Below are 26,504 nucleotides of genomic sequence, written 5' to 3' on the forward strand. Positions count from 1 at the left end.
GCACCAGGAAAGTCCATGCGTAAGCCCCTGTCTCTATACCATCCCGCCTTGTACGCGCTGCGCGTCTGGCAGCGGAGACTCTTCCGCACCATTGGCTGGCATGTTTCCCGGCGCCGCTACGCCCGGCTGGGAGCCTGCCGGGAACACCTGCCGTACCGCCACATCAAGCACACCTCCAAGCTGATTCGCCGCCTCGGCGACAGCGACCTGGCCCTGCAGTACAACAAGGTCGTGAACCTGCGCCTGGCTGTCGCCTGCATGGATGGTGTGACCATTGCGCCAGGCGAGTATTTTTCCTTCTGTCGCCTGCTCGGCCGGCCGAGCAGGGCGCGCGGCTTCGTCGACGGCATGGAACTTTCGTTCGGCAAGGCACGCCAGGGCGTCGGCGGCGGCATCTGCCAGTTGAGCAACCTGATCCACTGGATGGCGCTGCATTCTCCCCTCCAGCTGGTCGAACGGGCCAATCACAGCTTCGACCCGTTTCCCGACGAAGGACGGGTGCTGCCCTTCGGTTCCGGCGCAGCCATCTTCTACAACTTCGTCGACCTGGTGCTCTACAACCCGACGCAGGCATGCTTCCAATTGCGGCTCAAGGTGGCCGAGCATCAACTGGAGGGCGAATTGCTATCGGACACGGAGCGGGCCGTGCGTTATCACGTCTACCAGAAGCATCACCGCTTCGTGCGCGAAGGCGGCGAGGTGCTGCGTATCAACGAGATCTGGCGCGATATTCGTGAGAAGGGACATCAGGGAGCGCTGCTTGTCGCCCAATGTCTTTATCGCAATCGGGTCCGGGTGATGTATCCCGTGGCAGAAGCGCAGATCGAGGAGCCCTGCGCGCCACGACACAAGGAAATCCCAACGCCATGACGCCGGTCCCGGTCGCCGGCAGATCGCCGATTCTTGCACCGCGCATGCGCCGGCAGCGTCGTTCTCGCTGCGGCTTATCACGATCTTCTTGAAGGCGACCATAGTGTGTGGCTGGCTGCGCAGCAGACCTTCTTTCGGGCGATGTGAGCGCGGCCGGCATGATGCTCAGTCCCCCGCCTCTCGGTGATTTACCATCGGACCAGCGTCGGCGAGCTTTCGCTGCCGGGCTCTTCCTTGCCGGCCTGGCGGTCGAGCATCCCGATCGTGTCCCGGCCCCGTCACGCGCCTGGGGCGCACCGTTTTCCCTTAGGCTGGCGGCATCGGTCGGCGGGTTCACCGTGTACGTCTTCTGTGCATCGTTGCTGGCGGCCGGCGGCCAGTCGTGGCACGATAGACGGCTTCGCTGCGAGTGCCGCCGCGGCGTTCCGCGCGTCCTTGCGCGCCGATACCAAGACCAAAGCCAACACGGAGACAAGATGACAATGCCGACCACCCGCGCAGGGCAATGCCGCCATGACACGATCCCCTCCCGCGCGCGGCGTACCGCCGTGGCCGCCCTTGCCGCGCTGGCTGCCGCCGCGGCGCTGGGCCTGCCGGCCGGCGCGGCCCGGGCAGGGGAGGTCAAGGTGATGAACTCGGGCGGCTTCACCGCCGCCTACAAGGCGCTGGCGCCGAAGTTCGAGCAGGCCAGCGGTGACAAGCTGGTGACCGAGTGGGGACCGTCCATGGGCCAGTCACCCCAGGCCATCCCCAACCGCCTGGCGCGCGGCGAGAAGGCCGATGTGGTGATCATGGTGGGCGAGGCGCTGGACGACCTGATCCGCGCCGGCAAGGTCGAGCCGGGCAGCAAGGTGGACCTGGCCGATTCCCGCATCGGCCTGGCGGTGCGCGCCGGAGCGCCGCGGCCAGACATCGGCACGGTGGATGCGCTGCGCGACACCTTGCTGCGCGCCCGCTCGATCGCCTATTCGGACAGCGCCAGCGGTGTCTACGTGGAGCGCGAGCTGTTCAAGCGGCTCGGCATCGAGGACCAGGTCAAGGGCCGCGCGCACAAGATCGAGCGCATTCCGGTGGCCAGCGTGGTGGCCAGCGGCGACTACGAGGTCGGCCTGCAGCAGGTCAGCGAGATCCTGCCGGTGGCCGGCGCGCAGTACGTCGGCAAGATCCCGGAGGCGGTGCAGAAGGTGACCACCTTCTCCGCCGGCATCCCGGTCGGCGCCGAGCATCCCGAGGCCGGGCGCGCGTTGATCCGCTTCCTCGCCTCGCCCGAGGCGCGCGCCGATATCGAGCGCAGCGGCATCGACCCGCGCGCGCCGTCGCGCTGAGGCTGGGGCGCCGGGGCGCCCCGGGTCTTCTGCCCTGCCATCCTTCAGGCCGCCTGCGCCTCGTCGGCGCCGGCATGCAGCTGCAGTTCCCGCGCCAGCCGCGCGGCCAGCGCGGCGGCCTGGTTGCGCACGTCGATGATGGTGCCGGACTCCCACAGCGCGCCGCGCAGCGGCGCGCCGATGGCGCTGAGGCCGGGCACGATGCGTCCGCCACGGTCGAACACATGGCCGTGCGCGTCGCCATCGATGCCGGTGCCGGCCGCCGCCTGGCGCACCAGGCCGCCGGCCAGCAGCTGGCGCACCAGCGGGCGCGGGCTGGCGGCATTCCAGCCATAGTCGGCGCCGGTGCAGTTGACCGCCGCGTCGACCGCCGGCGGCGCGTCGGCGAGCGGACGCGACAGCGTCAGGCCGACGCCGCCGTCGCGCTCGGCGAGCGCTCTGACCCGCGCCGGGTGCAGGTGCAGCCGGCCTTGCGCGCGCACCTGTTCCAGCACCGCATGGGTGGGCGCGGCGGCGCGATGCAGCAGGTTGTCCCAGAAGGGCCGCACGTGGCGCAGGAAGCGGCGCCGCTCATCGGGCGAAGCCGCCGCCCACAATGGCGCGATATGGTTGCGCAGGGCGCCGGGAATGGCCTGCCAGTCTTCGCCGCGCGCCACCAGCGCGTCGCGCTGGCGCCGCACGCGCCGCACCAGGTCGCGCGCACGCGGGGCCGCCAGGGCCGCCGCGCCGGCCGCGGCGAGGAAGTCCTCGCCGGGACCGACCGGATGGCGCAGCCAGGGCAGCAGGGCGCGCCGCGAAAAGGCATGGTACTGGCCGCGGAAGCCGTGGCGTTCCAGGGTCGCCACCACGTCCAGCATGGTCAGGCTGCTGCCCAGCAGGGCGACGCTGCGCGCCGCCGCCAGCCGCGCCAGCGCGGCCGGCTGCCAGGGATCGGGCACGTAGCGGCCGTCGGCGGCGAGCGTCTCGCCGTCGCCGAGCCGGGGGCGAGCCGGATGAATGCCAGTGGCCAGCACGATATGGTCGGCCTCCCAGGCGCGGCCATCCACCGCCTGCACGCGATGGGGGGCGCCGATGGCGATGCCGCCGATCTCGGCGCGCACATGCTCGAAGCTGGCGTTGCCGGCGGCACGGGCGCTGGCGCGCGCCAGCATGTCGCGGATGTAGTCGCCATAGGCATGGCGCGGCACGAAGGCATCGGCGGCGCCGGCGGCGTCGGCCAGCCCGCGCTGCACCAGCCACTGCGCGAAGTGCTCCAGGTGCTCGGGATACAGGCTGAAGTTCTGCGCCGGCCCGTTCAGGTAGTGGGCCGGGTCGGTGGTGCCGTAGGCCAGGCCGCGCCCGGCTTCGGCACGCGGCTCGAACAGGCGGATGGCCAGCGCGGCCTGGCTGGTCTCGAGCAGGCGGATGGCGGTCAGGGTGCCGGCCATGCCGCCGCCGATGATGGCGACGCGGCGTGGCGTGTTGGGATGCAGGCTCATGTTGGTCCTCGCAGGGTATCGGTGACGGGCGGGGTGGCAGGCGGAGGCTGGCGGGGGCTGGCGGGGGCTGGCGGGGTGGCCGGCGCCGCGCCTTCAGGCCGCCCGCGCGGCGGCGCGCTCGCGCAGGGCCTGGGCGCCGGCGGTGGTCAGGATGACGTCGTTCTGCGGCGTATGGATGCGGCTGCACAGCACGTCGCGGTAGTGGCGCTCGAGCGGGTTGCCGCGCGCCAGCGCCGGATTGCCGGCCAGCCTGACCGCCAGCTCGACGGCGGCGATGGCGTTGTCGGTCACGTTCAGCTTGAGCAGGTGGCCCTGGGCCAGCGGCGGCGGCTCGCCGCGGTCGGTGTCGGCGGCGCAGCGTTCCAGCAGCAGGCGGCTGGCGAGCTGCCAGCCGTCGATGCGGCCCACCGCTTCCTGGAAGCGCGGCAGCGTCGCCAGCGGCGCGCCCAGGCTGGCCGGAGCGCGCTGGTTGAGCCAGTCGACGAACCAGTCGCGGGCATTGCCGGCCACGGCGTGATAGAGCGTGCCCAGCAGGGTGGCGGTCCAGGCAGCGTGCACCGGATCCTGGTGCGCGGCCCAGGCGGCCGGGGCGCGCAGGTCGACCGCCGCATCGGCGTCGAGCGGCGTCGCCTCGAACAGCACGTCGTGGCTGCCGGTGGCGCGCATGCCGAGGTGGTCCCAGGTCGGCACCACGCGCACGCCCGGCGCCTCGCGCGGCACCAGGAAGACGCCGGTGCGCGGCTGTGTTTCGTCGGTGCGGGCCCACACCGCCAGCCAGCGCAGGGCCGGGATGCCGGTGGCGTAGATCTTGTGGCCGTCGAGCCGCCAGCCGCCGCCGGTGCGGCGGGCCACGGTGGCGGGCAGGCCGCCGCGCGAGGGCGAGCCCAGCTCCGGCTCCACCCGCAGCGAATTGATCAGGGCGCCCGCGCTGACGGCGCTGCGCTGCACCTGCTCGCGCTGCGCGGCCGGCCAGTGCGTGTCGCGCGCCAGGCCGTGATGGCTGAGCAGTTGCATTACCAGCACCAGGGCGGTGGCGGCGTCGCCGCCGGCCACGTGGTGGACCACGCGGCGCGCATCGTCCAGGCCGGCGCCCGCGCCGCCCAGCGCGCGCGGCACCGTCAGCGCCAGCAGGCCGTGCCGGTGCAGGTCGGCGAAGTTCTCGTGCGGGAAGCTGCCCTCGCGGTCATGGGTGGCGGCGCGGCGGGCGAAACGCGCCGCCAGCTCGCGCAGCGTGTGTTCGGACGGGATGGCAGCGGGCGGCGTGCCGATGGCGCCGGCCGTGCCGGGGACGGCCGGCGGCGCGGCAGGGTGGCCGTAGGCGGAAGCGGGCGCGGACGCCGGGGCTGGGGAGTGGCGGGTCATGGGTGGCGAAGGTTTCCTGTGGAGTCGGAGGGCGGCGGGTTGGCGCGCCGCGTTCAATGGCAGATCAAGCCGCTCTCGACCAGCATCACCTGGAAGGCGGTGTCGGCCGCGCCGTCGCGTGCCAGCGCCGCCAGCCGGCCGCTGCGCGCCAGTTCCTGCAGGCGGGCTTCCAGGTAGCGCGCCGAGCCGGCATCGGGCGCGCGCAGGCGCAGCGGCACCGGCGGCGCGCTCAGCAGCAGCGGGGCGGCGCGGAACACACGCCATTCCGGCAAGGCCAGCAGCCGCCGCGCCAGCGCGCCGTCTTCGGCCGCCACCGCGCACTCGCCGCGGCGGAAGGCCAGCAGCGCCTGCAGTGGCGAGGGATAGCGCCGCAGCGTGGCGCCGGCGTCCTGCAGCAGCGTGGCGTAGGGACTGGCGTGCGCCACGCAGGCGGTCTTGCCGGCCAGCGCGTCGAGCCGGAGCACGGGGGCGAAACGCAAGGACAGCAGTGCCCCGCGTGCGCGGCCGGGCGGAGTCGCCAGGGTGGCGCGCGGCGGCGCCGCGCCTGCCGCCGGGGGCGGCCCGCCCAGCACCAGGTCGACGCCGGGCGGCAGGGACTCGCCACCGGCGTGGCGCCCGGCGGTGGCAGAGGCCGGCATGGCGCGCAACTCCAGGCGTACCCCCAGCGCGCCGGCCAGCCATGCCGCCAGCGTGGCCTGGCGGGGGTCGGGTTCGGGCGCGAGCGGTTGGCCGGGCGGCACGGGGCGCGGATAGGCCGGCACGCCCACCACCAGCACGCCACGTGCCTGCGCCTGCCGCAGCAGGGGACCAGGGCCCGGCAGGCGCGGCTGCGGCGCGACGGTGGCAGCGTGCGCGGCCCGGCCTCGGCTTTGGTCTCGGCCCGGGTCCGCCAGGCCGCGCGGCGGCAGCCAGGCCAGTGCGGCGAGGCAGGCCAGCATGGCGACGGCGGCCAGCGCCAAGCGCGCGTCGGCCGGCCAGGCAGCCGCCGGGCGGCTCAGGCGCGCGCTCATGCGCATCGCGGCGTGCATGCCCGGACCATGGCTCACCAGCCCCGCTGCAGGCCGAGCAGGCCCAGGATCTCGCGCCGCAGCCGGATCAGCTCGGGATCGTCGCGGTGGCGCGGGTAGGGCTGCGGCACCGGCAGTTCGGCGGTGACGCGGGCCGGCCGCTCGCTGAAGACGATCACGCGCGTGGCCAGCAGCAGCGCTTCTTCCACGTCGTGGGTGACCAGCAGCGCGGTGAAGCCGGCGCGTTGCCACAAGGCCAGCAGCTCGCCCTGCATGCTGAGGCGGGTCAGCGAATCGAGCTTGCCGAGCGGCTCGTCCAGGATCAGCAGGCGCGGCTCGTTGACCAGGGCGCGGGCCAGCGCCGCGCGCTGGGCCATGCCGCCGGAGAGCTGGCGCGGGTAGGCGCGCGCGAAGTCGGACAGGCCCACGCGCGCCAGCGCGGCATCGACGCGCTCGCGCTGGCTGGCCAGCAGCCCGCGTGCTTCCAGGCCCAGCGCCGCGTTGTCCCAGACCGTGCGCCACGGATAGAGGGTCGGGTCCTGGAATACCACCACGCGGCTCGGATCGGGGCCGGCGATCGGCGCGCCGTCCACCTTGAGGCTGCCGCGGCGCGGCGCTTCCAGTCCGGCCACCAGCCGCAGCAGCGTGGACTTGCCGCAGCCGGAGGGGCCGAGCAGGGCGACGAATTCGCCGGGCTGCGCGCTCAGGCTGACACGGTTGAGCACCGGCAGCACCTGGCTGCCGAGGGCGAAATGATGGCTGACCTGCTCGATGTCGAGGCGCACGCCGGCCTGGGCGGGCGCGGTGTCCTGCCGCGCGGCGGCCGTGGCGGAGGCGGTGCTCACCATTTGACCACTCCCTTCTGCCAGGCCAGCAGGCGGTCGCGCGAGCGGAACAGCAGCGTGATCAGGCCTGAGAACAGCACCGCCATCACCAGCAGCGCGGCGTACATGCTGGCGTAGGCGGCCCAGCCCTGGGCCCACTGCAGGTACCAGCCGAGGCCGGATTTCACGCCCAGCATCTCGGCCACCACCAGCACCGAGAAGGAGGCGCCCAGGCCCATGAAGAGGCCGACGAAGACGCTCGGCAGCGCCGCCGGCACGGCGACCTTGAGCACCAGGAAGCGGCCCTTGGCGCCCAGCGTGCGGGCCACGTCGTAGTAGGCCGGGTCGACCGCCGCCACGCCGGACCAGGTCAGCACCGTGACCGGGAACCAGGTCGCCAGCGCCACCAGGAAGGTGGCCGCGCTGGCGCTGCTGGGAAAGGCGAAGAAGACGATCGGCAGCCAGGCGGTGGCGGGCAGCGGCCCGAGCAGGCGCAGCACCGGATGGACCCAGTAGCCGGCGCGGCTCGACCAGCCGATCGAGACCCCGGTCAGGAAGCCCGCCAGCGCGCCGAGCAGGTAGCCGCTGGCGAGCAGCCGCAGCGAATGCGCCACCGCCTCGGCCAGGCGGCCGTAGTCCTCGCCGAAGACCTCCAGCAGCGATTGCGGCGGCGCGAAGAAGGGACGGGGCAGCAGCAACAGCTTGGCGGTGACGATCTCCCAGGCGATGGTCAGCGCGGCCAGCGCCACCAGCCACGGGCCGGCGCGCCGCAGCGCGGCGCCGAGCGCGCCCAGGTGCTGGTGGGCGACGGCCAGCACCAGCAGCGCCAGCGCGAAGGCGGCGAACAGCAGCGCGGTCTCCTGCGTCAGCGGCCAGTCTTCCGGCTCCGGCCAGTAGCGCACCACGGCGGCGGCGGCCAGCCAGGCCGCGCCGGCGAGCAGGCCGCCGCGCCACAGTCGCGGCACCGGCGGCGCGTCGGCGGCGGCGCTGGCCGGGAAGTCGTCGAGGCCGTCCAGCGGCACGGTGCGGCTGGCCGCCAGGGCGTCAGCTGAGAACGTCGGCATAGATGCGCTCCGCGAACTTGGTGGAATCGGTGCCGGGGCGGATCACTGAGACCAGCTTGAGCTCTTCCGTGTACAGCGCCAGTTCCTTCTTCAGGTCGCCGCCCACCGGGTGGTGGCCGTGCGTATGGCTCTTCAGCATGGCGACCACGTCGGCCTGGCTGGTCTTGGCGAACTCGGCGAAGTGCCGCGCCGCGCCCTCGGGATTGGCCACGGTCCAGTCCTGGGCCTGCAGGACCGCATGCGTCAGCGCGGCGGCGGTGGCCTTGTCCTCGCGCACCAGGCTGCCGCGGATGCCGAGCACGCAGCAGGCGCGCCTGGCGTACTCGTCCGACAGGTTGGTCGCCACTTCGACCAGGCTGCGCTCCTTGCGCAGCAGGTAGGTGCGGGGATCGCCGTCGGCCGCGGCCTGCGCCTCGCCCTTCTCCAGCGCGATGCCGAGCAGGTCGGCCGGATATTGGCGCCACTGCACGTCGCGGACCGGGTCGATGCCGCGCTTGGCCAGCAGGATGGAGAAGAAATTCTTGGCCGGGCTGGCCATGTCGCTGACCGCCACCGTCTTGCCCCTCAGGCTCTTGAGGTCGGTCACGCCCGAGTTGCGCGTGGTCAGCAGGCGCATGCAGCCGCCGTGCGTGGCCGCGGTGAGCTTGACGTCGAAACCCTGTTCCAGCGGCTTGAGCCAGCGCAGCGCCATGCCCACGCCAGCGTCCGCCTTGCGCGTGGCGATGGCTTCCAGCAGCTGGTCGGTCGAGCCGCCGAAGTTGATCAGCTCGACGTCGAGCCCGTGGTTGCGGAAGATGCCCTCCTTGAGAGCCGACGCCACCGGCGACAGGCACACCGAGCTGGCGTTCCAGGCCAGCTTGATGGGCTTGGGCTGGCCGCTGGCGGCGCGCGCCCCGGAGCTCAGCACGAAGGGCGCGGCGCCGCCGGCCAGGGCCAGCGCGCCGGCGGCGCGCAGCCAGCCGCGGCGGCTGGTGCCGGCGGGCGGGGATGGTGGTGGCGGGGCGGCAGCGGTGTCGGCATCGTCATGCATGGCAGTCCTCGATCGTCGGGGTGGGCTGGTGTCCTGAATCACGAATTCCAGGACACCAGAGTGGTGGCAGCGGAGGGCGATGCACCATGCTAAGAACTGGCCGAGGCCGATTGAACGAATTGTTTGGTACAAGCTTGCACGCGGTCCGACTAAGGCGCTGGGCGCATAAGAACCGGCGGCGGTGGTGGGGCGATGGCGGGGCGCTGGCGGGGCGGTGGCGGGGGTGGGGACGCCGCTGCGGTAAACTCGCCCGGTTTCCTTCCGCTCAGATCGATGCAAGCCCAGGCAGAAACCGCGCTCCGGCGCGTGGACATCGTGGTGTACCCCGGCTTCAAGGCCATGGAGGCGGTCGGCCCGATGACGGTGTTCGACTACGCCAACCTCCAGCTGGCGCGGCGCGGCCTGCCGCCGGCCTATGCCGTGCGCGTGGTCTCGCTCGAGACCGGTCCGGTGCGCTCCGACACCTTGATGACGCTGGAGGCGACCGGCCGGCTCGATACCGTGCTGCTGCCGGATATCGCGCTGATCGTCGGCGCGCGCGACATCGAGCGCGCGCTGGCGCAGGCGCCCGCCATCGTGCCTTGGGCGCGTGCCGTCGCGCCGCGCATCGGGCGCCTGATCGCGCTCTGCTCCGGCACCTTCTTCCTGGCCGCGGCGGGACTGCTGGACGGGCGCCGCGCGACCACGCACTGGAGCGTCGCCGGCCTGCTGCACCAGCGCTTTCCCGCCGTCGAGGTCGATGCCGACGCCATCTTCATCCGCCAGGGCAACCTGTGGACCTCGGCGGGCGTCACCGCCGGCATCGACCTCGCCCTGGCCGTGGTGGAAGAGGACCTCGGCCGCGAGATCGCCCTGGACCTGGCGCGCGAGCTGGTGGTGTTCCTCAAGCGGCCCGGCGGGCAGTCCCAGTTCAGCGTGCACCTGGCCAGCCAGGCTACCGCCCATGGCGGCATCCGCGGCGTGCAGGACTGGATCCTGGCCAACCTCGGGCGCGATTTCACGCTGGCCGAGCTGGCGGCGCGCGCCGCCATGAGCGAGCGCAACTTCCGCCGCGTGTTCACCCGCGAGACCGGCAGCAGCCCGGCCGCCTTCATCGAGGCAGCCCGCGTGGAAGCCGCGCGGCGCCTGCTGGAACAGGGCGGCATGGCGCTCAAGGGCATCGCCGCGCAGGCGGGCTTCGGTTCGGACGAGGCGCTGCGGCGTGCTTTCGTCCGCCAGGTCGGCGTGACGCCGCGCGAGTACCGGGAGCGCTTCGGCGCCGGGCGCTGAGGGGCTGGTGCCTGCCGGCCTTCCTGCCGACGCGGGCGATCCGGGGGTAAGCACCGCCCGCTCCAGGCGTGCCAGGTGCTTCAGGTGCTTCAGGTGCTTCAGGTGCTTCAGGTGCTTCAGGTGCTTCAGGTGCTTCCAGCGCTTCGCCGTACCGCCGCCGGGCCGGCGTTCCCAGCGCGATGCCCGCGAGGAACATCGTCATCGCCGGCCGCAGCGTGCCGTCCGGGCGCTCGCCCGATACGGGCCGGGCGCGGCCGCGGGGTTCGACCGGGCTGTGTTTCGCATGGCGGCCATTACCTGGTGAGGGACGCCGCCCCCTGGCGCAAGCGCCTGGGGGCGGCGCCGAACCAGCGCCGGCAGGCGCGCGTGAGCACCGATTGGTCCGAGAATCCCAGCAATTGCGCGATATGCGGCAGCTTGAGACCAGGCTGGGCCAGCAACTGGCGCGCCCACACCATCCTGGCCGCGTCCCGCAACTGCTCGAACTGCACGCCTTCGGCATGCAGCCTGCGCTGCAGGGTCCTGGGGTGCTGTCCCACCGCGCGCGCGACGGTCGCCAGGTCTGTCATGCCGATGCGGACCAGGTTGCCCAGCACATTGCCGACCTGTTCGGCGACCGAAGCCTCCTGGCCGGACGACGGTCCGAGCAGGAAACGCTCGACGAAGTCCTGCAGCAGCCGGTTGTGCCGCGGCAGTTTCTGGCGCCAGGCGAGGGGATCGATCGAGATGCCGTCGAACTCGGCGTGGAAGCGCGGGACCTGGCCCAGGTGCTGCCGATAGCGGGCGCTGCCGGCGATCGGGCCATGGCGGAAATGGATCGCGGCGGGCTGCAGCTTGCCATCGGACAGCATGGCGATCAGGCGGCACTGGTAGGCCACGCAGATCTCCGTGACCTGCGGCAACTCCGGCAGCTCCGGCAACTCCGGCAGGCCCGGCAGGCCCGGCAGGCCCGGCAGGCCCGGCAGGCCCGGCTGGGCCTGCATGCGCTGGAACACCTCCACGCATTCCAGCCCGCTGGCCGGATCCATGAAGATCCGGTACCCCAGCCCGGCGTTGTGGAAGTGGACGTACTTGGCACCCAGCATGAGTCCCTCGCGCACGCTGGAGGCGGATTGCATGATCAGCACCAGCAGGCCCAGGGCCTCCAGCTCCTGCGCGGCCGACAGGCGCAGGCCGAAATCGCCCACGCCCAGCGTGGTGGCAGCGGCTTCGATCGCCTGCGCCACATGGCGGCCGGGGAGGTAGCGGTCGGGATCGGCGAGGTCGCGCGGATCCAGCGCGCAAGCGCGCAGGATGGCGTCGGGATCACCGCCGAGATCGCGGACCAGCCGCTGGAAGCCGGCCAGCGCGGCCGCGCGGACGAGATTGGCGTGTGGCGAATCAGGGGCCATCGCGGGATGCCTGTCGTGGAACATCAAAATCTTGTCGCGTAAAGCCAAAATCGACCAGAGGTTTAACCCTAGCATTGGCTCGGTCGGCAGCGCTCGACACAGAACAGACAGACCAGACAGGAGACAGATCGCATGGACACGCAAACCGGCCGGCAGGATGCCGCGGAGCACTTCGACTTCCTTATCATCGGCGCCGGCATCTCAGGCATCGGCGCCGCCTGGCACCTGCGCCGGCGCTTTCCCGAAAGCCGCTTTGCCGTGCTGGACGCCATGGACGGGTTCGGCGGGACCTGGTGGACGCATCGCTATCCGGGCGCACGCTCGGACAGCGACCTCTATACCTACGGCTATGGCTTCAAGCCCTGGCGCGGCCGCTCCATCGCCACGGCCGAGGAGATCCGCCGCTACCTGGGCGAAGTGATCGAGGAAAACGAGCTGGCGCCGCACATCCGCTACGGGCACAAGGTCACGGCGGCGGACTGGTCGTCGCAGCAGCGGCGCTGGACGCTGGAGGTCGCGCGCAAGGCCGCGGGGGACACGGTGACGATCACCGCGGGCATGCTCTGGATGTGCTCGGGTTACTACGACCATGGCAAGGGCCACACGCCGCAATGGCCGGGCATGCAGGACTTCAAGGGCCAGGTGGTGCACCCGCAGCACTGGCCGCAGGACCTGGACTGCACCGGCAAGCGGGTGGTCGTGATCGGCTCGGGTGCCACCGCGGCCACGCTGATTCCCGCCCTTGCCGATGACGCAGCGCACGTGACCATGCTGCAGCGCTCGCCGACCTTCTTCTCGGCCGAGCCGTGGTCCCACCCGCTGGAAGCGCCGCTGCGGGCGCTGGACCTGCCCGAGGACTGGGTGCATGAAATCCTGCGGCGCGCGCATATTGCCAAGTCCGCCGAGGTGGTGCGCATGTCGTTCGAGCAGCCCGAAGACCTGCGCCAGTTCCTGCTCGAGCAGGCCCGCAGCCGCCTGCCCGGCGATTTCGACGTGGACAAGCATTTCAACCCGCGCTACCGCCCCTGGCAGCAGCGCGTGGCCGTGGTGCCGGACGGCGACCTGTTCACGGCGATCGGTGGCGGCAAGGCGTCGGTGGTCACCGATACCATCGAATGCTTCGACGACACCGGCATCCGGCTGAGCAGCGGCGAGCACCTCGATGCCGACATCGTCGTCACCGCCACGGGCTTCAATATGCGCTTCTTCGGCGGCGTGCCCTTCCGCGTCGACGGCGCGCCGGTGGACTTCACGCAGCGCGTCACCTATCGGGGCCTGATGATCGAGGGCGTTCCCAATATGGTCTACACCCTGGGCTACTTCCGCGCGAGCTGGACCTTGCGCTCGGACCTGGTCTGCGACCTGGTGTGCCGGGTGATCGCGCACATGCGGCAGCATGGCCTGACCATGGTCGAGCCCGCGCTGCGCGCCAGCGACGCCGGCATGCCGCGCCTGCCCTGGATGGACGCCACCAACTTCAATGCCGGCTACGTCATGCGGGCGCAGCACCACCTGTTCCGCCAAGGCGACCGCGCCCCGTGGACGCACCAGATGGAGTACGCCGAAGAGCGTTCCATCCTGCCCGCGGTGCAGCCCGACGACGAAGCGCTGAGGTATCGTTGAGCGCCGCTGCGCCTGCTTTTCCTTCCCCAGAAAAACCATCCGATCCAAGGAGACAATGACCATGGCCCTCGATCCCCACCTCGCCGGCGCCCTGCAGATGATGACCGGCGCAGGCGCCAGGCCCCTGCACGAAGGCTCGCCCGAAGAAGGGCGCGCCGCCTACCTGGCGCTGACCATCGGCACGCGCACGCCCGAGCAGCTGGTGCCGGTCGGCAGCGTGCAGGACACCACCGTCGACGGCGCCGCCGGCCCGCTGAAGGCGCGCATCTATCGCCCCGAGGGCGCCGGCCCGTTTCCCACCGTCGCTTTCTTCCATGGCGGCGGCTTTGTCATCGGCGACCTCGACACACATGACAATATGTGCCGCGACATCTGCCGGGGCGCACGCGCGGTGGTGGTGGCGGTGGACTACCGCCTCGCGCCCGAGCATCCGTTCCCCGCCGGCATCGAGGACGCGCTGGCTGCCGCCCGGTGGGTCGTGTCCCACGCCGCCGACCTCGGCGGCAGCAGCACCGTCGGCGTGGCGGGCGACAGCGCGGGCGGCAACTTCTCGGCCGTGGTGGCGCAGCAGCTGCGTGACCAGGGCATCCGGCTGGCCGCGCAGTTCCTCATCTATCCGGCGGTGGACCACGTCGGCGCGGTCTACCCCAGCATGGAGCGGAACGCCAAGGGCTACTTCCTCGAAGCCGACACCATGGCCTGGTTCTACGGCCACTATGCGGGCGGCTTTGGCCAGACCCTGGATCCGCGCCTGGCACCGTTGCAGGCCGCGAGCCTGGCCGGCTTGCCGCCGGCCGTGGTAGTGACGGCCGAGTTCGATCCCCTGCGCGATTCGGGGGCCGCCTACGCCGAGGCCCTGCGGGCCGCCGGTGTCGAGGCCGACTACATCGCCGGCCCCGGCATGATCCACGGCTTCTTCGACATGGGGCGCTGGTCGCCCGGCGCGCAGGCCATCATCCAGCACGCCGTCCGCCGCTTCGGCGAGGTGCTGCGCGGCGACTGAGGGTTGCGCGGCTGTCGCCGGGGCGGCAGACGTCCTGATGAAGCGGAGGCGCCTCCGGCGGCGGCGCGGCGGGAGACGTTGGCATCACCTCCGGGGCCGGCGCGTACGCGCGAGCGTGGCGGTGTACGGCGGGGGCATGGACTTCGCCGCGCGCCGCGTCCGACCGTCCGCGCGCGATCTTCATCACGCCATCGCACCAGAATCCGAGCGGCGTGCCGATGCCGGTGGCGCGCCGGCACGCCCTGCTGCGCCGCACGGCTTCTTCCTGGGCCTCGGGCCAGGGCCGGAACCAGGGCGAGGACTAGGGCGGGGACTAGGGCAGGTCCTGTGCAACCCGCCGCGCCCACCAGTAGCGCAGCGGATGGTCGAGGTCGGGGTAGAGCACGGGCTGGCTGAAGCAGCCGGCCTGCACCATCAAGCGGTGGGCGCCGAGGATGGTTGCGGCGTAGACGATCACTTCGAGCATGGCGGCCACCGTGAAGCGCGTGCGTGGCGGCGCTACTGCCTGTGATGGATCAGCCGGTTCCACCAGTAGCGGACGGGGTGCTCGTGCTCGGGATAGAGCAGGGACTTGTGGAAGAACTCGGCCCGGATGGCGAACACGTAGAGCGCGACGATGACCGCCGCAAGAACGAGCGCGGTAAGCATGGCGGTCTCCTGTACGAGCGACCATTTTCATTCTAGGCACGCGCGCGCCCAACCGCCAGGCGGGTGCCTGGCGGTTGGGCGATCAGGATCGGGATCCGGGGCCGGCGCCCGCGCCGGCCGGGCTCAGGCGGCGAGCTGCGCCGCGTGGTGGCGCAGGTGGTCGTCGATGAAGGTCTCGATGAAGTAGTAGCCGTGGTCGTAGCCCGCATGGCGGCGCAGCGTCAGCGGCTGCCCGGCCGCGGCGCAGGCGGCCTCGAAGGCTTCGGGATGCAGCTGCTCGGCCAGGAATTTGTCGGCCAGGCCCTGGTCGACCAGGATGCCGCGCGGGAAGGGCGCCGCCGGCTGCGCCTGCATCAGCGCGCTGGCATCGTGCTGCGCCCAGCGCGCGCGGTCGGCACCGAGATAGCCGGTGAAGGCCTTCTCGCCCCAGGGGCAGCGCGACGGCGCCGCGATCGGCGCGAAGGCCGACACCGAGCGGAAGCGCTGCGGATGGCGTTGCGCCAGCACCAGTGCGCCGTGTCCGCCCATCGAGTGGCCGCACAGGCCCACGCGCTCGCGGTCGGCCGGCAGCACGGTGGTGGCCAGCGCGAACAACTCGTCCACGATATAGCTTTCCATGCGCCAGTGGCGCGACCAGGGCGCCTCGCTGGCATCGAGGTAAAAGCCAGCGCCCACGCCGAAATCCCAGCTGTCGGCCTCGCCCGGCACGCCGGCGCCGCGCGGGCTGGTGTCGGGCGCCACCAGCATCAGGCCCAGCTCGGCGGCCAGGCGCTGGGCGCCGGCCTTGATGGCGAAGGTCTCTTCGGTGCAGGTCAGGCCGGCCAGGTAGAACAGCGCCGGCACGCGCGGCGCGCTGGCGGCGAGCGCCTGCGGCGGCAGGAAGACCGAGAAGCGCATCGGCAGTCCGATGGTCTCCGCGTCATGCCGGTAGAAGCGCTGCACGCCTCCGTGGCAGCCGTGCTCCGAGATCAGTTCCAGTGCCACGGCGGCCTCCTCAGTACAGCACCACCGAACGGATCGATTCGCCGCGCTTCATCAGGTCGAAGCCTTCGTTGATGCGTTCCAGCGGCAGCGTATGGGTGATCAGGTCGTCGATGTTCAGCTTGCCTTCCATGTACCAGTCGACGATCTTCGGCACGTCGGTGCGGCCACGCGCGCCGCCGAAGGCCGAGCCTTTCCACTCGCGTCCGGTCACCAGCTGGAAGGGGCGGGTGGAGATCTCGGCACCGGCCTCGGCCACGCCGATGATGATGGACTTGCCCCAGCCCTTGTGGCAGCACTCCAGCGCCTGGCGCATGACCTGGGTGTTGCCGATGCACTCGAAGGAGTAGTCGGCGCCGCCGTCGGTCAGCTGCACGATGTGGTCGACCACGTTGTCGACTTCCTTCGGGTTGACGAAGTGGGTCATGCCGAACCGGCGCGCCATGGCTTCGCGCCCCGGGTTGATGTCGACGCCGATGATCTTGTCCGCGCCCACCATCTTCGCGGCCTGGATCACGTTCAGGCCGATGCCGCCCAGGCCGAACACGACCACGTTGGCGCCCGCCTCGACCTTGGCGGTGAAGATCACGGCGCCGACGCCGGTGGTCACGCCGCAGCCGATGTAGCAGACCTTGTCGAAGGGGGCATCGGGGCGGATCCTGGCCAGCGCGATCTCCGGCACCACGATGTGGTTGGCGAAGGTGGAGGTGCCCATGTAGTGGAAGATGGGCTTGCCGTCGAGCGAGAAGCGCGAGGTGCCGTCGGGCATCAGGCCCTTGCCCTGGGTGGCGCGGATGGCCTGGCACAGGTTGGTCTTGCGCGACAGGCAGAACTTGCACTGGCGGCACTCGGGCGTGTAGAGCGGGATCACGTGGTCGCCCGGCTTGAGCGAGGTCACGCCCGGGCCCACGTCGGTGACGATGCCGGCGCCCTCGTGGCCGAGGATGGCGGGGAAGATGCCTTCGGGATCGGCGCCGGACAGCGTGTAGTAGTCGGTGTGGCAGATGCCGGTGGCCTTGATCTCGACCAGCACCTCGCCGGCGCGCGGGCCGTCCAGGTCGACGTCTTCGATGGTCAGCGGGGCGCCGGCTTTCCAGGCGATGGCGGCTTTGGTCTTCATCTCGGGCTCCTTCGGGGGTAGGGCGGCACGCCGGCGGCGCGCAATGGACTAGGACTATACGCGCGTGCCGCCGCGCCGGGACCGCCGCGGCGCCGACATTGGCCCGGCCTGCGGCAAAGTTGGCCGGCCGCGCGGGCCGGCCGCGCCGATGCCCGGATGCCCGGATGCCCGGATGCCCGGATGCCCGGATTGCCGGCGCTAGCGCGGTGCAGCCGGTGCGCCGGCGCGGCACAGTCCGCTGGCCGGCAGTACATCGAAGGCCAGCAACTGCGTCACCTGGGCCGGGTTGAAGTTGTCGTCGGAGACCAGTACAAGGGTGGCGCAGCCGTCGCCCACGCGCGGTCCCCAGGCCATGCCCTCCAGGTTGTCCAGCCGCGCCAGCGGCAGCTCCGACAGGTCGAGCACCAGCCGCTTGCGCACCGGCCGGTAGGCGGCGCCCTGCAGGGCGGGCAGTGCCTGGATGTCGCTGGCCTCGCGCAGGTCGAGCTCGTACAGGCGCAGCGACATCAGGTAGCGGCCATCGGGCTGCCGCACCGCGGCGCGTTCGAGCGTGAGCAGGTGGCCGTCGTCGACGGCCAGGATCTCGCTGACGCCGTTGACGGCGGACGGGTCTTCGGCCGGCGTGTCGGGCAGCGCGTCGAGCGGGTAGGCCACCTGGCGCAGCACACCGCCGGCGCGCGTGAACTGCGTCAGCCGCGTGACGCTGCCCTGACCGCGCGCCGGCACCGGGCCGTCCTGCCACAGCGGGCCTTCCATCGACACCCACAGCGAACGGCCGTCGCGCGCGAACGTCAGGCCTTCGAAGGCCAGGTTGTCGCGCGTGCCGGTGCCGGCGCGGCGGCACAGGTCGAACATGGCCGGGCCTTCGAAGCGCGACAGCGTGCGGCCGTCGCGCGCCAGGTGCAGCAGCGCGGGATTCTCGCGCACCGCGCAGCCGCCCTCGCTGCCGATCCACAGGCTGCCGTCGGCGGGATCGATCCGGATCGACTCGAAGTCGGGCACCTCGCCGCCGCGCGCCGCCTGCTGGCGGCGATTGGGAAAGAGGCTGCCGTCGGGCTGGCGCAGCAGGGTGACGCCCTCCAGCCGCAGCCCCGTGAAACCGTGGCTGCCGTAGTCGAGCGTGGCGGTGTAGAAGCGCGCCGGGGAGAACACCGAGCGGTCGTCGCTGACCATGACCCAGGTGCCGCTGCGCGCATCGTAGTCGATGCCGGACAGGCCACCGACGACGGTGTCGCCGAAGGCCTGGCGCCAGGCGAGACGCTGTTCGCCGAGCAGGCGCAGGCCGCCGCGCTCGGGCGCCGGACCCTGCTGCGCGCCGGCGCAGGCACCGAGCAGCAGCGCGGCCGCCAGGGCGGCGAGGGGGGCGATTGAACGGGCGATCGAACGGGCGATCCAGGGGCCGATCGGGCGGGACCAAGCGCGCGCCGGCGCGCCGGCCAGGCGGCGGCCCATGCTCAGGCCTGCGCGCGGCGGAACAGGGCGAGCGAGGCGGCCAGGCCGATCAGGGCCGCGCCGGAGATACGGTTCAGCCAGCGCATGCCGCTGGCGCGCAGCCGGCGCATCATGTGCGCGCCCAGCATGGCGTAGCCCAGCATCGCCAGCACATTGAGCAGGGCCAGCAGGCCCATGATCAGCGCGTACTGCGGCAGCAGCGCGGCACGCGTGTCGATGAACTGCGGCAGGAAGGCCGACATGAACAGCAGGGCCTTGGGATTGGTCGCCGCCACCAGGAAGCTGCGCAGGAACAGCGCATGCGCGCGGGCGCCGTCGCGGGCCTCCGCCAGGCCCGGCTGCGGCGCCAGGGCGCCGGCCTCCGGCGCGGGGGCGCGCAGCAGTTTCCAGCCGACATAGGCCAGGTAGGCCGCGCCCGCCCACTTCAGCGCGCGGAAGGCGAACTCGGAGGCCGCCAGCAGCACGCCCAGGCCGGCCGCCGTGATGGTCACCAGCATCACGTCGGCGGCGACCGCGCCGGCCATGCCCCAGCAGGCCGCACGCACGCCATAGCGCGAACCGTTGTTGAGCGCGAGCAGGACGGTGGGGCCGGGCGTCACGATGGCGAGCGCGGAGGCGAGCACGAACAGCAGCAGGGTGGAGAGCGTCATGATGGGTCGTGAGTCGTGGAGCGTGGAGTGGGCAGCGGCGGTCCGGGCGGGGCAGCGCGGCCGGCGGGCACAGCATGCCGGCCGGCCGGATGTGGCGCCGGCGTGGCACGGACGTGACGCTATTGTTGGGCCAGCAGCCGCTTTTCCGCAAGGCCGATCAGCCAGCTCACGGCCAGCGCGGAGAGCGTGCCCAGCGTGACCTGGCCCAGCCGCAGCAGCGCGATCTCCCAGGCCGGGCCGGCGCTCGGCACCAGCAGCATGATGGTCGCGGTGACCCCGCCCAGGCGCGCCGCGCTGCCGATATTGATGATCCAGCAGATCAGGATGGCGGCGGCCACCGCCGCCCCGTAGGCCAGCAGGCTGCCATGGCCCAGCACGGTGGCGCCGAGTCCGCAGAAGGCCCCGATCATGGCGCCGACGAACTGGTCGCGCGACAGGTGGCGGGTATCGGCATAGTGGTGCTGGGACACCGCGATGGCCGTGATGGCCGCCCAGAATGCCTGCTCCGTGTGCAGGTAACTGCCGACCTGGTAGGCGAGGCTGGCCCCACCCACCGCCTGCAGGGCCATGATGCCGCCCTCGGCGAGGCGGTCGTGCAGCGGCAGGGACTTGAACAGGTCGAGCAGCGTGGTCGCCGCCGCCGTACGGCGCTGGCGCTGTGCCTGGCTGTCCGGTGTGGGCATGGCGCGGGATCTCCTGGTAACGGGTCGGCGCCCATTCTGTCGGCGCGTGCCGCACGGTGCAAGCGGCGGGCCGCCCTCAGTCCGGCGCACCGCGTCCGGCAACCGGCGCATTGCCTTCGAACTTGGCGCGGTGGGTGGAAAAGAAGGTGCGCACATTGCGCACATTGGCCATGGCAGTGAACAGCCGGCGCGCCAGCGCATCGTAGGCCGGCATGTCGGCCAGTTCGGCCATCACCACGAAGTCCGGCCCCGGCGAGACCCGGTAGCACTGCGTCACCGCCGCCTCGGCGCAGATATAGGCTTCGAAGGCGGCGTAGTCCTCCGCCGCCTGGCGGTCCAGCGTGATCTCGATGATGGCGGTCAGCGTGGCGCCGAGGCGGGCGGCGTCGAGCAGCGCGATCTGGCGCCGGATCAGGCCAGCCTCGCGCAGCCGGCGCACGCGCCGCAGGCAGGTCGGCGCGGAGGCATGCACGTGCTCGGCCAGCGCCGCGTTGGACAGTGAGGCGTCGTGCTGCAAGGTGCGCAGGATGCGCAGGTCGAGGTCGTCGAGCGGGAATGCCGGCTGGCTCATGGCAATCGGGAGTGGCGTCGATGCAGTGAAAGAAAATTTCACTGCAATTCGGATGGTGCCAATGATTTCATGAATAAAAGAATAATGAAAGAAAATATCATCTGGTCGCACATAAGATCCTCGCAACGCCCCAAGCCCGGGGCCATCGAGAGGAAAGAACCATGTGTGGAATCGTCGGTGCGGTCGCGCAGCGGGACATCGTCCCGGACCTGGTCAATGGCCTGAAGCGGCTGGAGTACCGTGGCTATGACTCCTGCGGCGTGGCCGTGCACCAGGACCGGAGCCTGGCGCGGGCCCGCAGCGTGGGGCGCGTGGCGGGGCTGCAGCAGGACGTCGCCGCGCGCGCCCTGGCGGGCGCCACCGGCATCGCGCACACGCGCTGGGCCACCCACGGCAAGCCCGTCACCGACAACGCCCATCCCCACTTCTCGCCGCGCGAGACGGGCGCGCGCATCGCCCTGTCGCACAACGGCATCATCGAGAACTATGAGGAACTGCGCGCCGGCCTGGAGCGCAGCGGCTATGTGTTCGCCAGCCAGACCGACAGCGAGGCCATCGCCCACCTGATCGACCACCTCTACGAGGGCGACCTGTTCGAGGCCGTGCGCGCCGCGGTGGCACGCCTGCGCGGCAGCTTCGCCATCGCCGTGCTGTGCCGCGACGAGCCCCACCGGCTGGTCGGCGCGCGCGACGGCATGCCGCTGGTGGTCGGCGTCGGCGCCGGCGAGAACTTCCTCGCCTCCGACGCCATCGCCCTGGCCGGCGTGACCGACCGCATCGCCTACCTGGAGAACGGCGATGTGGTCGACGTGCAGCTGCACCGGCACTGGATCGTCGACGCCGCCGGGCAGCGCGTCGAGCGGCCGGTGCAGCAGGTAGCCGCGCACGGCGCCAGCGCTGAACTGGGCCCCTACCGCTACTACATGCAGAAGGAGATCTTCGAGCAGCCGCGCGCGGTCGCCGACACCCTGCAGGACGTCACCGCGGTGATGCCCGAACTGTTCGGCGACACCGCCTGGCGCGTCTTCGACGCCTGCGACCGCGTGCTGCTGCTGGCCTGCGGCGGCAGCTACCACGCCGCGCTCACGGCCAAGCACTGGATCGAAAGCCTGGCGGGCGTGCCTGCCGCCGTCGAGATCGCCAGCGAATTCCGCTACCGCGAAGGCGTGGCCGACCCGCGCACGCTGGTGGTGGCGGTGTCGCAGAGCGGCGAGACGGCCGACGTGCTGGGCGCGGTGGCCGAGGCCAGGCGGCAAGGCATGGCCCACACCCTGGCCATCTGCAACGTGCCCACCAGCGCCCTGGTGCGCGAATGCGCGCTGCAGTTCATCACGCGCGCCGGCGTGGAGATCGGCGTGGCCTCGACCAAGGCCTTCACCACGCAACTGGTCGCGCTCTTCCTGCTGGCCCTGGCGCTGGCCCAGCAGCGCGGCCGCCTCGACGAAGCCAGCGAGCAGGAACACCTGCGCGCGCTGCGCCACCTGCCCGACGCCATGCGCCAGGTGCTGGCGCTGGAACCGCAGATCATCGACTGGTCGGAGCGGCTGACGCGGCGCGAGAACATCCTCTTCCTCGGGCGCGGCATGCACTACCCGGTGGCGATGGAAGGCGCGCTGAAGATGAAGGAGATCTCCTACATCCACGCCGAAGCCTATGCCGCCGGCGAACTCAAGCACGGACCGCTGGCGCTGGTCAGCGACGCCATGCCGGTGGTGGCCGTCGCCCCCAACGACCGCCTGCTGGAAAAGCTCAAGAGCAATATGCACGAAGTCAGCGCGCGCGGCGGCCAGCTCTTCGTCTTCGCCGACAGCGACTGCGGCATCGCCCCCAGCGCGGGCGTGGAGGTGCTGCGCATGACCGAATACTACGGGCCGCTCTCGCCCATCCTGCACACGCTGCCGATGCAGTTGCTGGCCTACCACGCGGCGCTGGCGCGCGGCACGGACATCGACAAGCCGCGCAACCTGGCGAAGTCGGTGACGGTGGAGTAGGGGTGATCCCTGGTTGTGCCGCCGCTGGTGACTTCGCTTAGTTAGTCCGACGCGCCAAATAATTAGTCCGACATTTCCGAAAATCCTCTTCTATTCAAGGATTTAGGATGTCGGACTAACTAATCAAAATGCTTTTTTGAGCACATTTCGTCGACATCAATTCGACGCTCTCGTAGTCCCCCCTTCCAACCGGCACACATTCCCCACCGTGCCGCGCAGTCCTCGCTCAAAAGAAGTTCGGTTGACAAAATCGAACCGTGTTTGTACGATTTTCGTACATCGACTTCTGCACTCCGGAGAGCATCCATGGCAAACCTAGAAGCGCAAATCAAATCGGCGTTGGAAATTTTCTGGGACGACCACGCCTTGATACCTGCTGGGGGTGGTCCAAGCACCGTGGATGAACTACTGGAGCCAATCGAGTCCATGACTGCGGTCGAGGTACTGCTCACCCTCGACAAAATTGTGCAGACGAAACTGCCCAATACCGTCATTCAAGCCGGCGGCTACAAGACGAAAGACGAGTTCGTTAATCTTCTGTCGGCCAAGGTTCTCGAGCACTTGGCGAAGAAATTATGAGCCAAGAGAAATCTGACTCGGCCGACGAACAGCGTCTGCTCTTGGCTCAGAGGCTGAGAGAAGCACGCGAGTACGTCGGTCTTTCGCAAGAAGACGTCGCGGCAACGCTCGGAATATCCAGGCCGGCCGTAACCAACATCGAGGCCGGCGTTCGCAAGGTTGAAGCTGTAGAACTCGACAAGCTGAGCCAGCTGTACGGGCAAACGGTGGCGTACCTGCTCACGGGGGAATCGTCGAAGACCGATGCGAAAGTGGCGTTTCTCGCTCGCGCGACTCAGGGGTTGAGTGAGCAGGACCTTGAAGAATTGGGCCGCTTTGCTGACTTTCTGCGCAGCTCCGGCAAATCCAAACGTCGAGGTCCATGATGGCTCGTGACGAACTGCTGGAGGCCGCACGCCGCGCCGCGGAAGTCTTGGAGGAGTTCTCTGCCAAGGACCGCATCAATCAAGGTTACACGCGCGTCGACCCGACGCTGCTCGCTAGCGCGGCGGAAGTAACGGTCATGTATCGACCGCTGAAGAAGCTGCTCGGCGGCTTCCTTCGGGAAGGTGGTGAAGCCGGAATCCTCGTCAACGTGGACCGGCCTCGGGGCTTGGTGCATATGACATGTGCCCATGAATTAGGGCACTACTTCCTCGGTCATGACAGCACTACCGACGACACCGTAGAAATCGGGATGAGCGCGCAGCTCATCGAGCGCCAGGCAAATCAGTTTGCATACTCGTTGCTGGCACCGCGATGGCTCGTCATCGCCATAATGCGGATGAAGGGTTGGTCGAAGAATCATCTCGAGAACCCATCTGTCGTGTATCAGCTGTCTCTTCGCCTGGGGACGAGCTACGAAGCGATGGCTTGGTCGCTTTCCCGCATGGAAGTGATTTCGCAAGCCTCGGTGCAACGCCTGCTGGCGAATAAGCCTAAGGCCCTGAAGCTGGATGCGCTGCACATTCAAGACACATCAGTGAAGCTGACGGGCGATGTCTGGATTCTCGACAAGTCCGACAAGGACCGCATTATCGAGCCGGCGTCCACGGACCGCTTCGTATTGGACCTTCCGAACCACGCTGGCACAGGCCATTTGTGGACCGTGGATGAGTTGCGGTGTGAAGGGTTCACGCTCGAACCTTTCGTCCACGACGCCAGGACGGTATCGAAGCGCAGCGACGCTCCTATCGTGGTGGGTGGCCTGGGCAGCGGGACAATGCGCTACGAGCTGGCCCTAACCAACGGAATCGTTGGCGCTGAAAGTGCCGCTCTGCAGCGTGCCGACATCGCTGTTCATGAGACTGCTCCCTGGGTCAAGGGTGGAGACAGCCGCGACACGCTGTCTTTTAGCGCTGAGTTCGATGACCTGAACCCGAACGGCGGTCTATCGCGGGCGGAACGCCAACGTAGGTTGGAGAACGTGCGAGGTCAGGAATGATTGAAGTTGAAGTAAATCATTCTGGCCGACTGGGCCCCTCCCGCAATCAGGGCAGACGTCCGACGTGCCTGGCGTTCACAACGTCGGACCTGAATGCCTACGCAAATGCGACGCCGCATTTGAGTGTGGAGTTCATGTGTCACCACGCGGCACGCTTTGGCCAGGACTGGCAGCCAGGCGACGGCTTCACCATGGAGCAGATTCTCGCCGCCGTTGAGAGCCCGGGACAGCCGGAAGAAGGCATCTACCCCTATCGTGGGGATTCCCACGATGCGCCTCTGATGGCGCCACCGGCCAACTTGACGCCGCTGTACGCGAGCCAGACGAAAAAGCGCGATTTGTCGCTTCCGGAAGTTGTGGCTCATATCCGACAGGGGCACGCCGTAGGCGTAGTTGTAGCGGTTACAAAGTCGCTGTTTTATCCTGCTGACGGTATTGTTGAATTTGACCCTTATGTCATACCCGACCAATTCCATGCGATGGTCGCCGTAGGCATAGGGAAGCATCGCACATCGGGCGATGCGCACGTCCTGCTTCGGAATTCCTGGGGCGAAGGATGGGGAAATCAGGGGCATGCTTGGGTGCCGGAACGACACCTGCTGCTGCATATGCAAGAGGGTTTCTTGGTGTAAGACTAAAACATGGCCGTTCTCTTCGACACACATTCACGGGTGGTACCGACCTGGCTCGCAGCAGCGAAGCATCTCGATTCAGCGCCAGGAAGAAGTGCGAGGAACATCGTCCTCGAAATTAGTGACCCGCTTGCAATTACAGCGGAAGATACCGCCGTGATGCAGCGCGTTGATGCAGCGCTCGAGCCTTTGAACCTCACCCTGCGAACCGTCGCAGGAACAATCTTTCCACTAGACATGTATCGGCGGCATAAGCGTCCCGACTTCTACGGGAAGTACAAGGAGATGCTCAAGCGAGGGAAGAAGGCCGGCAGTTGGGGGACATATGCGCTTCGGATGATGGAACGGCCATCTAAGGACGGCCGCGGCACCATCAATCCCCTTGAGATGCTTGTCCAGCGGTTGCGTCACGACGGACAGCCTGTCAACGGTTCTTTTGCTTCCGCTTATGAACTCAGCATACCTGAGCCGGCCATCGACCTACCGAAGGCCTCGTCCGATACGGGGGCATATGCGGACGCTGCAGAGGGAGACGTTCCGACCTATAACCCTGCGGTAGACGGTAACCGTTGGCTGAACATGCCCTGCCTCTCGCACCTTAGCTTCAAGCGCGTAGCGGACGGAGATGGGCACGCGGTTCACCTTACGGCTATGTACCGTTCACACCATTACTGCGCCCGAGCACTCGGCAACCTTCTCGGGCTATCTCAGTTGCTCTCGTTCGTCGCAAAGGAAGCCGAGCTTGAAGTGGGGACTCTCACGTGCCTTTCGTCGCACGCGGTGCTGGACGTTGACGAATGGGGCGGCGTGGCAAACACGAGAGCCGTTCTAGGAATTTAACGAATCAAAACAGCGTGGGTTGGGACGCGTCCGAAGCGGGGGCAGCTAGGCTGTCGCCATAGATTTCCTGCATGCCCCTACGGAAGTCGGCCACCCCGCCATAGCTCGGATGACGAACGCATTCGACGCTGATACCGAAGGACCGCGCGTAGCTAGCTGCGTCTTGGCCTATGCAGATAATTCGACGGATGCCGAGCCATGTGAAAAGCGCTTGGTTCAGCTCCGATACTGCTGCCAACTCCTTCGCGGAAAATTTCCGATTTGTCAGAGGGTCATCGGCCTCGTGCGGATGGAAGGGGAACACGTTCCACAGGAGCGGGCGGCGTTCCAGGCGTTCCAGGATTGCCCAAATTTCGGCCGCAGTTCGCTCGGCAACTACAGGCCCCTTGGTGGCCTTGGCCGGGGTGGCGCCTGGATACGAGTGTGCAAAAGCATCGAGCCGTCGTTCATCCGTTAGCGCAAGCCCTGTGCGCCGGCCGCCCCGGTACCCAAGGTCGCGGCCCATCCAAATCGTGTCCACTCCCAGCTGTTCAATGGCGCTCAGATAGGTGCGCAGGTTCCTGCGGCGTACCGCTGGGGCGTCCGCAAGGTCGTGAATTTCGCAGCGGTTCCTGTAGGGATTGAATACGCCGTCCAAGTTAATCTCGGACAGCGCGGCAACGAACGAACGGGGGGTCATACTCTTTCT

The 26,504-nt window shown here is 69.6% G+C and carries 27 protein-coding genes; 11 read left to right on the forward strand and 16 right to left on the reverse strand.

The annotated features are described in order from the left end of the window. The first annotated feature begins 15 nt into the window (after positions 1–15). Positions 16–870: a VanW family protein gene (locus BKK79_RS31100; RefSeq protein ID WP_071039770.1), complete on the forward strand. Its 855-nt coding sequence runs from the start codon at positions 16–18 to the stop codon at positions 868–870. A gap of 482 nt (positions 871–1,352) precedes the next feature. Then, a complete protein-coding gene (locus BKK79_RS31105) occupies positions 1,353–2,195 on the forward strand; it encodes a substrate-binding domain-containing protein (RefSeq protein WP_157128650.1) in 843 nt (280 codons plus the stop codon). 44 nt (positions 2,196–2,239) lie between these two features. Here the strand turns inward: BKK79_RS31105 and BKK79_RS31110 are convergent, their stop codons facing one another. From BKK79_RS31110 to BKK79_RS31135, 6 genes are all read right to left on the reverse strand, one after another. Continuing rightward, positions 2,240–3,673, reverse strand: a complete 1,434-nt coding sequence (locus BKK79_RS31110; RefSeq protein ID WP_071039771.1) for an FAD/NAD(P)-binding protein — start codon at positions 3,671–3,673, stop codon at positions 2,240–2,242. Positions 3,674–3,766: 93 nt separating this feature from the next. Beyond that, entirely contained in the window at positions 3,767–5,035 is a 1,269-nt protein-coding gene (locus BKK79_RS31115) for an acyl-CoA dehydrogenase family protein (protein ID WP_084085369.1), read from the reverse strand. 53 nt (positions 5,036–5,088) lie between these two features. Continuing rightward, positions 5,089–6,081, reverse strand: coding sequence for an ABC transporter substrate-binding protein (locus BKK79_RS31120; RefSeq protein WP_157128561.1), 993 nt, complete (start codon positions 6,079–6,081; stop codon positions 5,089–5,091). Continuing rightward, positions 6,078–6,890: an ABC transporter ATP-binding protein gene (locus BKK79_RS31125; RefSeq protein ID WP_071020949.1), complete on the reverse strand. Its 813-nt coding sequence runs from the start codon at positions 6,888–6,890 to the stop codon at positions 6,078–6,080. Before BKK79_RS31125 ends, BKK79_RS31120 begins: the two co-directional genes overlap by 4 nt. Further along, positions 6,884–7,930, reverse strand: coding sequence for an ABC transporter permease (locus tag BKK79_RS31130; RefSeq protein WP_083384607.1), 1,047 nt, complete (start codon positions 7,928–7,930; stop codon positions 6,884–6,886). The genes BKK79_RS31125 and BKK79_RS31130 overlap by 7 nt, the downstream gene beginning before the upstream one ends. Further along, positions 7,911–8,960: an ABC transporter substrate-binding protein gene (locus BKK79_RS31135; protein WP_071020947.1), complete on the reverse strand. Its 1,050-nt coding sequence runs from the start codon at positions 8,958–8,960 to the stop codon at positions 7,911–7,913. The genes BKK79_RS31130 and BKK79_RS31135 overlap by 20 nt, the downstream gene beginning before the upstream one ends. A 273-nt stretch (positions 8,961–9,233) precedes the next feature. On the opposite strand from BKK79_RS31135, the gene BKK79_RS31140 reads away from it, so the two are divergent. Beyond that, positions 9,234–10,229: a GlxA family transcriptional regulator gene (locus tag BKK79_RS31140; RefSeq protein ID WP_071020944.1), complete on the forward strand. Its 996-nt coding sequence runs from the start codon at positions 9,234–9,236 to the stop codon at positions 10,227–10,229. Between the two features lie 293 nt (positions 10,230–10,522). Here the strand turns inward: BKK79_RS31140 and BKK79_RS31145 are convergent, their stop codons facing one another. Then, a complete protein-coding gene (locus tag BKK79_RS31145) occupies positions 10,523–11,620 on the reverse strand; it encodes an AraC family transcriptional regulator (RefSeq protein ID WP_071039773.1) in 1,098 nt (365 codons plus the stop codon). 132 nt (positions 11,621–11,752) lie between these two features. Here BKK79_RS31145 and BKK79_RS31150 point away from each other — a divergent pair, with 132 nt between their 5' ends. Then, complete coding sequence (locus tag BKK79_RS31150; RefSeq protein WP_071039774.1) at positions 11,753–13,243, forward strand: flavin-containing monooxygenase; 1,491 nt, start codon at positions 11,753–11,755, stop codon at positions 13,241–13,243. A gap of 61 nt (positions 13,244–13,304) precedes the next feature. Then, complete coding sequence (locus BKK79_RS31155; RefSeq protein ID WP_071040484.1) at positions 13,305–14,246, forward strand: alpha/beta hydrolase; 942 nt, start codon at positions 13,305–13,307, stop codon at positions 14,244–14,246. A gap of 313 nt (positions 14,247–14,559) precedes the next feature. Here the strand turns inward: BKK79_RS31155 and BKK79_RS41280 are convergent, their stop codons facing one another. From BKK79_RS41280 to BKK79_RS31185, 8 genes are all read right to left on the reverse strand, one after another. Next, positions 14,560–14,712: a hypothetical protein gene (locus BKK79_RS41280; protein WP_162287350.1), complete on the reverse strand. Its 153-nt coding sequence runs from the start codon at positions 14,710–14,712 to the stop codon at positions 14,560–14,562. A gap of 32 nt (positions 14,713–14,744) precedes the next feature. Continuing rightward, complete coding sequence (locus tag BKK79_RS40725; protein WP_156811501.1) at positions 14,745–14,894, reverse strand: hypothetical protein; 150 nt, start codon at positions 14,892–14,894, stop codon at positions 14,745–14,747. A 123-nt stretch (positions 14,895–15,017) separates the two neighbouring features. Beyond that, positions 15,018–15,872 carry an S-formylglutathione hydrolase gene (gene fghA, locus BKK79_RS31160; protein WP_071040486.1) on the reverse strand — a complete coding sequence of 285 codons (855 nt, stop codon included), beginning with the start codon at positions 15,870–15,872 and terminating at the stop codon, positions 15,018–15,020. Positions 15,873–15,888: 16 nt separating this feature from the next. Continuing rightward, positions 15,889–16,995 carry an S-(hydroxymethyl)glutathione dehydrogenase/class III alcohol dehydrogenase gene (locus BKK79_RS31165; RefSeq protein ID WP_071020936.1) on the reverse strand — a complete coding sequence of 369 codons (1,107 nt, stop codon included), beginning with the start codon at positions 16,993–16,995 and terminating at the stop codon, positions 15,889–15,891. A 198-nt stretch (positions 16,996–17,193) separates the two neighbouring features. Next, on the reverse strand, positions 17,194–18,447 hold the full coding sequence (locus BKK79_RS31170; RefSeq protein ID WP_084085371.1) for an esterase-like activity of phytase family protein: 1,254 nt from the start codon (positions 18,445–18,447) through the stop codon (positions 17,194–17,196). 2 nt (positions 18,448–18,449) lie between these two features. Further along, entirely contained in the window at positions 18,450–19,097 is a 648-nt protein-coding gene (locus tag BKK79_RS31175) for a LysE family translocator (protein ID WP_071020933.1), read from the reverse strand. A gap of 119 nt (positions 19,098–19,216) precedes the next feature. Beyond that, positions 19,217–19,780, reverse strand: coding sequence for an FUSC family protein (locus BKK79_RS31180; RefSeq protein WP_071020930.1), 564 nt, complete (start codon positions 19,778–19,780; stop codon positions 19,217–19,219). Between the two features lie 76 nt (positions 19,781–19,856). Then, positions 19,857–20,351 carry an Lrp/AsnC family transcriptional regulator gene (locus BKK79_RS31185; RefSeq protein ID WP_071039775.1) on the reverse strand — a complete coding sequence of 165 codons (495 nt, stop codon included), beginning with the start codon at positions 20,349–20,351 and terminating at the stop codon, positions 19,857–19,859. Between the two features lie 161 nt (positions 20,352–20,512). Between BKK79_RS31185 and glmS the strand changes: the two genes are divergently transcribed. The 6 genes from glmS to BKK79_RS31215 all read left to right on the forward strand — a co-directional run bounded on the left by glmS (position 20,513) and on the right by BKK79_RS31215 (position 25,816). Next, entirely contained in the window at positions 20,513–22,342 is a 1,830-nt protein-coding gene (gene glmS / locus BKK79_RS31190) for a glutamine--fructose-6-phosphate transaminase (isomerizing) (RefSeq protein WP_071020924.1), read from the forward strand. A 306-nt stretch (positions 22,343–22,648) separates the two neighbouring features. Beyond that, positions 22,649–22,921, forward strand: coding sequence for a hypothetical protein (locus BKK79_RS31195; protein ID WP_071039776.1), 273 nt, complete (start codon positions 22,649–22,651; stop codon positions 22,919–22,921). Next, positions 22,918–23,286: a helix-turn-helix domain-containing protein gene (locus BKK79_RS31200; protein WP_071039777.1), complete on the forward strand. Its 369-nt coding sequence runs from the start codon at positions 22,918–22,920 to the stop codon at positions 23,284–23,286. Before BKK79_RS31195 ends, BKK79_RS31200 begins: the two co-directional genes overlap by 4 nt. Beyond that, positions 23,283–24,344 carry an ImmA/IrrE family metallo-endopeptidase gene (locus BKK79_RS31205; protein ID WP_071039778.1) on the forward strand — a complete coding sequence of 354 codons (1,062 nt, stop codon included), beginning with the start codon at positions 23,283–23,285 and terminating at the stop codon, positions 24,342–24,344. Before BKK79_RS31200 ends, BKK79_RS31205 begins: the two co-directional genes overlap by 4 nt. Beyond that, a complete protein-coding gene (locus tag BKK79_RS31210; RefSeq protein WP_084085373.1) occupies positions 24,341–24,976 on the forward strand; it encodes a C1 family peptidase in 636 nt (211 codons plus the stop codon). The genes BKK79_RS31205 and BKK79_RS31210 overlap by 4 nt, the downstream gene beginning before the upstream one ends. A 9-nt stretch (positions 24,977–24,985) precedes the next feature. Beyond that, positions 24,986–25,816 (forward strand): hypothetical protein, encoded by an 831-nt coding sequence (locus BKK79_RS31215; RefSeq protein WP_071039780.1) that lies wholly within the window; start codon positions 24,986–24,988, stop codon positions 25,814–25,816. Positions 25,817–25,820: 4 nt separating this feature from the next. Here BKK79_RS31215 and BKK79_RS31220 read toward each other — a convergent pair whose 3' ends face one another. Further along, the gene (locus BKK79_RS31220; RefSeq protein ID WP_071039781.1) at positions 25,821–26,495 is read right to left on the reverse strand and encodes a uracil-DNA glycosylase; all 675 of its coding nucleotides are present in this window, start codon (positions 26,493–26,495) and stop codon (positions 25,821–25,823) included. Between the last annotated feature and the right edge of the window lie 9 nt (positions 26,496–26,504).

Origin of the sequence: Cupriavidus sp. USMAA2-4, assembly GCF_001854305.1 — a bacterium.
GTDB classification, from domain to species: domain Bacteria; phylum Pseudomonadota; class Gammaproteobacteria; order Burkholderiales; family Burkholderiaceae; genus Cupriavidus; species Cupriavidus malaysiensis.

What these genes read in the sequence shown, in the direction of transcription:
- BKK79_RS31115 (WP_084085369.1), bottom strand. Translation starts at nt 5,035, where the DNA reads ATGACCCGCCACTCCCCAGCCCCGGCGTCCGCGCCCGCTTCCGCCTAC.
- BKK79_RS31125 (WP_071020949.1), bottom strand. Translation starts at nt 6,890, where the DNA reads ATGGTGAGCACCGCCTCCGCCACGGCCGCCGCGCGGCAGGACACCGCG.
- BKK79_RS31170 (WP_084085371.1), bottom strand. Translation starts at nt 18,447, where the DNA reads ATGGGCCGCCGCCTGGCCGGCGCGCCGGCGCGCGCTTGGTCCCGCCCG.
- BKK79_RS31145 (WP_071039773.1), bottom strand. Translation starts at nt 11,620, where the DNA reads ATGGCCCCTGATTCGCCACACGCCAATCTCGTCCGCGCGGCCGCGCTG.
- BKK79_RS31215 (WP_071039780.1), top strand. Translation starts at nt 24,986, where the DNA reads ATGGCCGTTCTCTTCGACACACATTCACGGGTGGTACCGACCTGGCTC.
- BKK79_RS31205 (WP_071039778.1), top strand. Translation starts at nt 23,283, where the DNA reads ATGATGGCTCGTGACGAACTGCTGGAGGCCGCACGCCGCGCCGCGGAA.
- BKK79_RS31155 (WP_071040484.1), top strand. Translation starts at nt 13,305, where the DNA reads ATGGCCCTCGATCCCCACCTCGCCGGCGCCCTGCAGATGATGACCGGC.
- BKK79_RS31110 (WP_071039771.1), bottom strand. Translation starts at nt 3,673, where the DNA reads ATGAGCCTGCATCCCAACACGCCACGCCGCGTCGCCATCATCGGCGGC.
- BKK79_RS31185 (WP_071039775.1), bottom strand. Translation starts at nt 20,351, where the DNA reads ATGAGCCAGCCGGCATTCCCGCTCGACGACCTCGACCTGCGCATCCTG.
- BKK79_RS31210 (WP_084085373.1), top strand. Translation starts at nt 24,341, where the DNA reads ATGATTGAAGTTGAAGTAAATCATTCTGGCCGACTGGGCCCCTCCCGC.
- BKK79_RS31165 (WP_071020936.1), bottom strand. Translation starts at nt 16,995, where the DNA reads ATGAAGACCAAAGCCGCCATCGCCTGGAAAGCCGGCGCCCCGCTGACC.
- BKK79_RS31130 (WP_083384607.1), bottom strand. Translation starts at nt 7,930, where the DNA reads ATGCCGACGTTCTCAGCTGACGCCCTGGCGGCCAGCCGCACCGTGCCG.
- BKK79_RS31220 (WP_071039781.1), bottom strand. Translation starts at nt 26,495, where the DNA reads ATGACCCCCCGTTCGTTCGTTGCCGCGCTGTCCGAGATTAACTTGGAC.
- BKK79_RS31140 (WP_071020944.1), top strand. Translation starts at nt 9,234, where the DNA reads ATGCAAGCCCAGGCAGAAACCGCGCTCCGGCGCGTGGACATCGTGGTG.
- BKK79_RS31135 (WP_071020947.1), bottom strand. Translation starts at nt 8,960, where the DNA reads ATGCATGACGATGCCGACACCGCTGCCGCCCCGCCACCACCATCCCCG.
- BKK79_RS31100 (WP_071039770.1), top strand. Translation starts at nt 16, where the DNA reads ATGCGTAAGCCCCTGTCTCTATACCATCCCGCCTTGTACGCGCTGCGC.
- BKK79_RS31200 (WP_071039777.1), top strand. Translation starts at nt 22,918, where the DNA reads ATGAGCCAAGAGAAATCTGACTCGGCCGACGAACAGCGTCTGCTCTTG.
- BKK79_RS40725 (WP_156811501.1), bottom strand. Translation starts at nt 14,894, where the DNA reads ATGCTTACCGCGCTCGTTCTTGCGGCGGTCATCGTCGCGCTCTACGTG.
- BKK79_RS31175 (WP_071020933.1), bottom strand. Translation starts at nt 19,097, where the DNA reads ATGACGCTCTCCACCCTGCTGCTGTTCGTGCTCGCCTCCGCGCTCGCC.
- BKK79_RS41280 (WP_162287350.1), bottom strand. Translation starts at nt 14,712, where the DNA reads ATGCTCGAAGTGATCGTCTACGCCGCAACCATCCTCGGCGCCCACCGC.
- glmS (WP_071020924.1), top strand. Translation starts at nt 20,513, where the DNA reads ATGTGTGGAATCGTCGGTGCGGTCGCGCAGCGGGACATCGTCCCGGAC.
- BKK79_RS31150 (WP_071039774.1), top strand. Translation starts at nt 11,753, where the DNA reads ATGGACACGCAAACCGGCCGGCAGGATGCCGCGGAGCACTTCGACTTC.
- BKK79_RS31105 (WP_157128650.1), top strand. Translation starts at nt 1,353, where the DNA reads ATGCCGACCACCCGCGCAGGGCAATGCCGCCATGACACGATCCCCTCC.
- BKK79_RS31195 (WP_071039776.1), top strand. Translation starts at nt 22,649, where the DNA reads ATGGCAAACCTAGAAGCGCAAATCAAATCGGCGTTGGAAATTTTCTGG.
- BKK79_RS31180 (WP_071020930.1), bottom strand. Translation starts at nt 19,780, where the DNA reads ATGCCCACACCGGACAGCCAGGCACAGCGCCAGCGCCGTACGGCGGCG.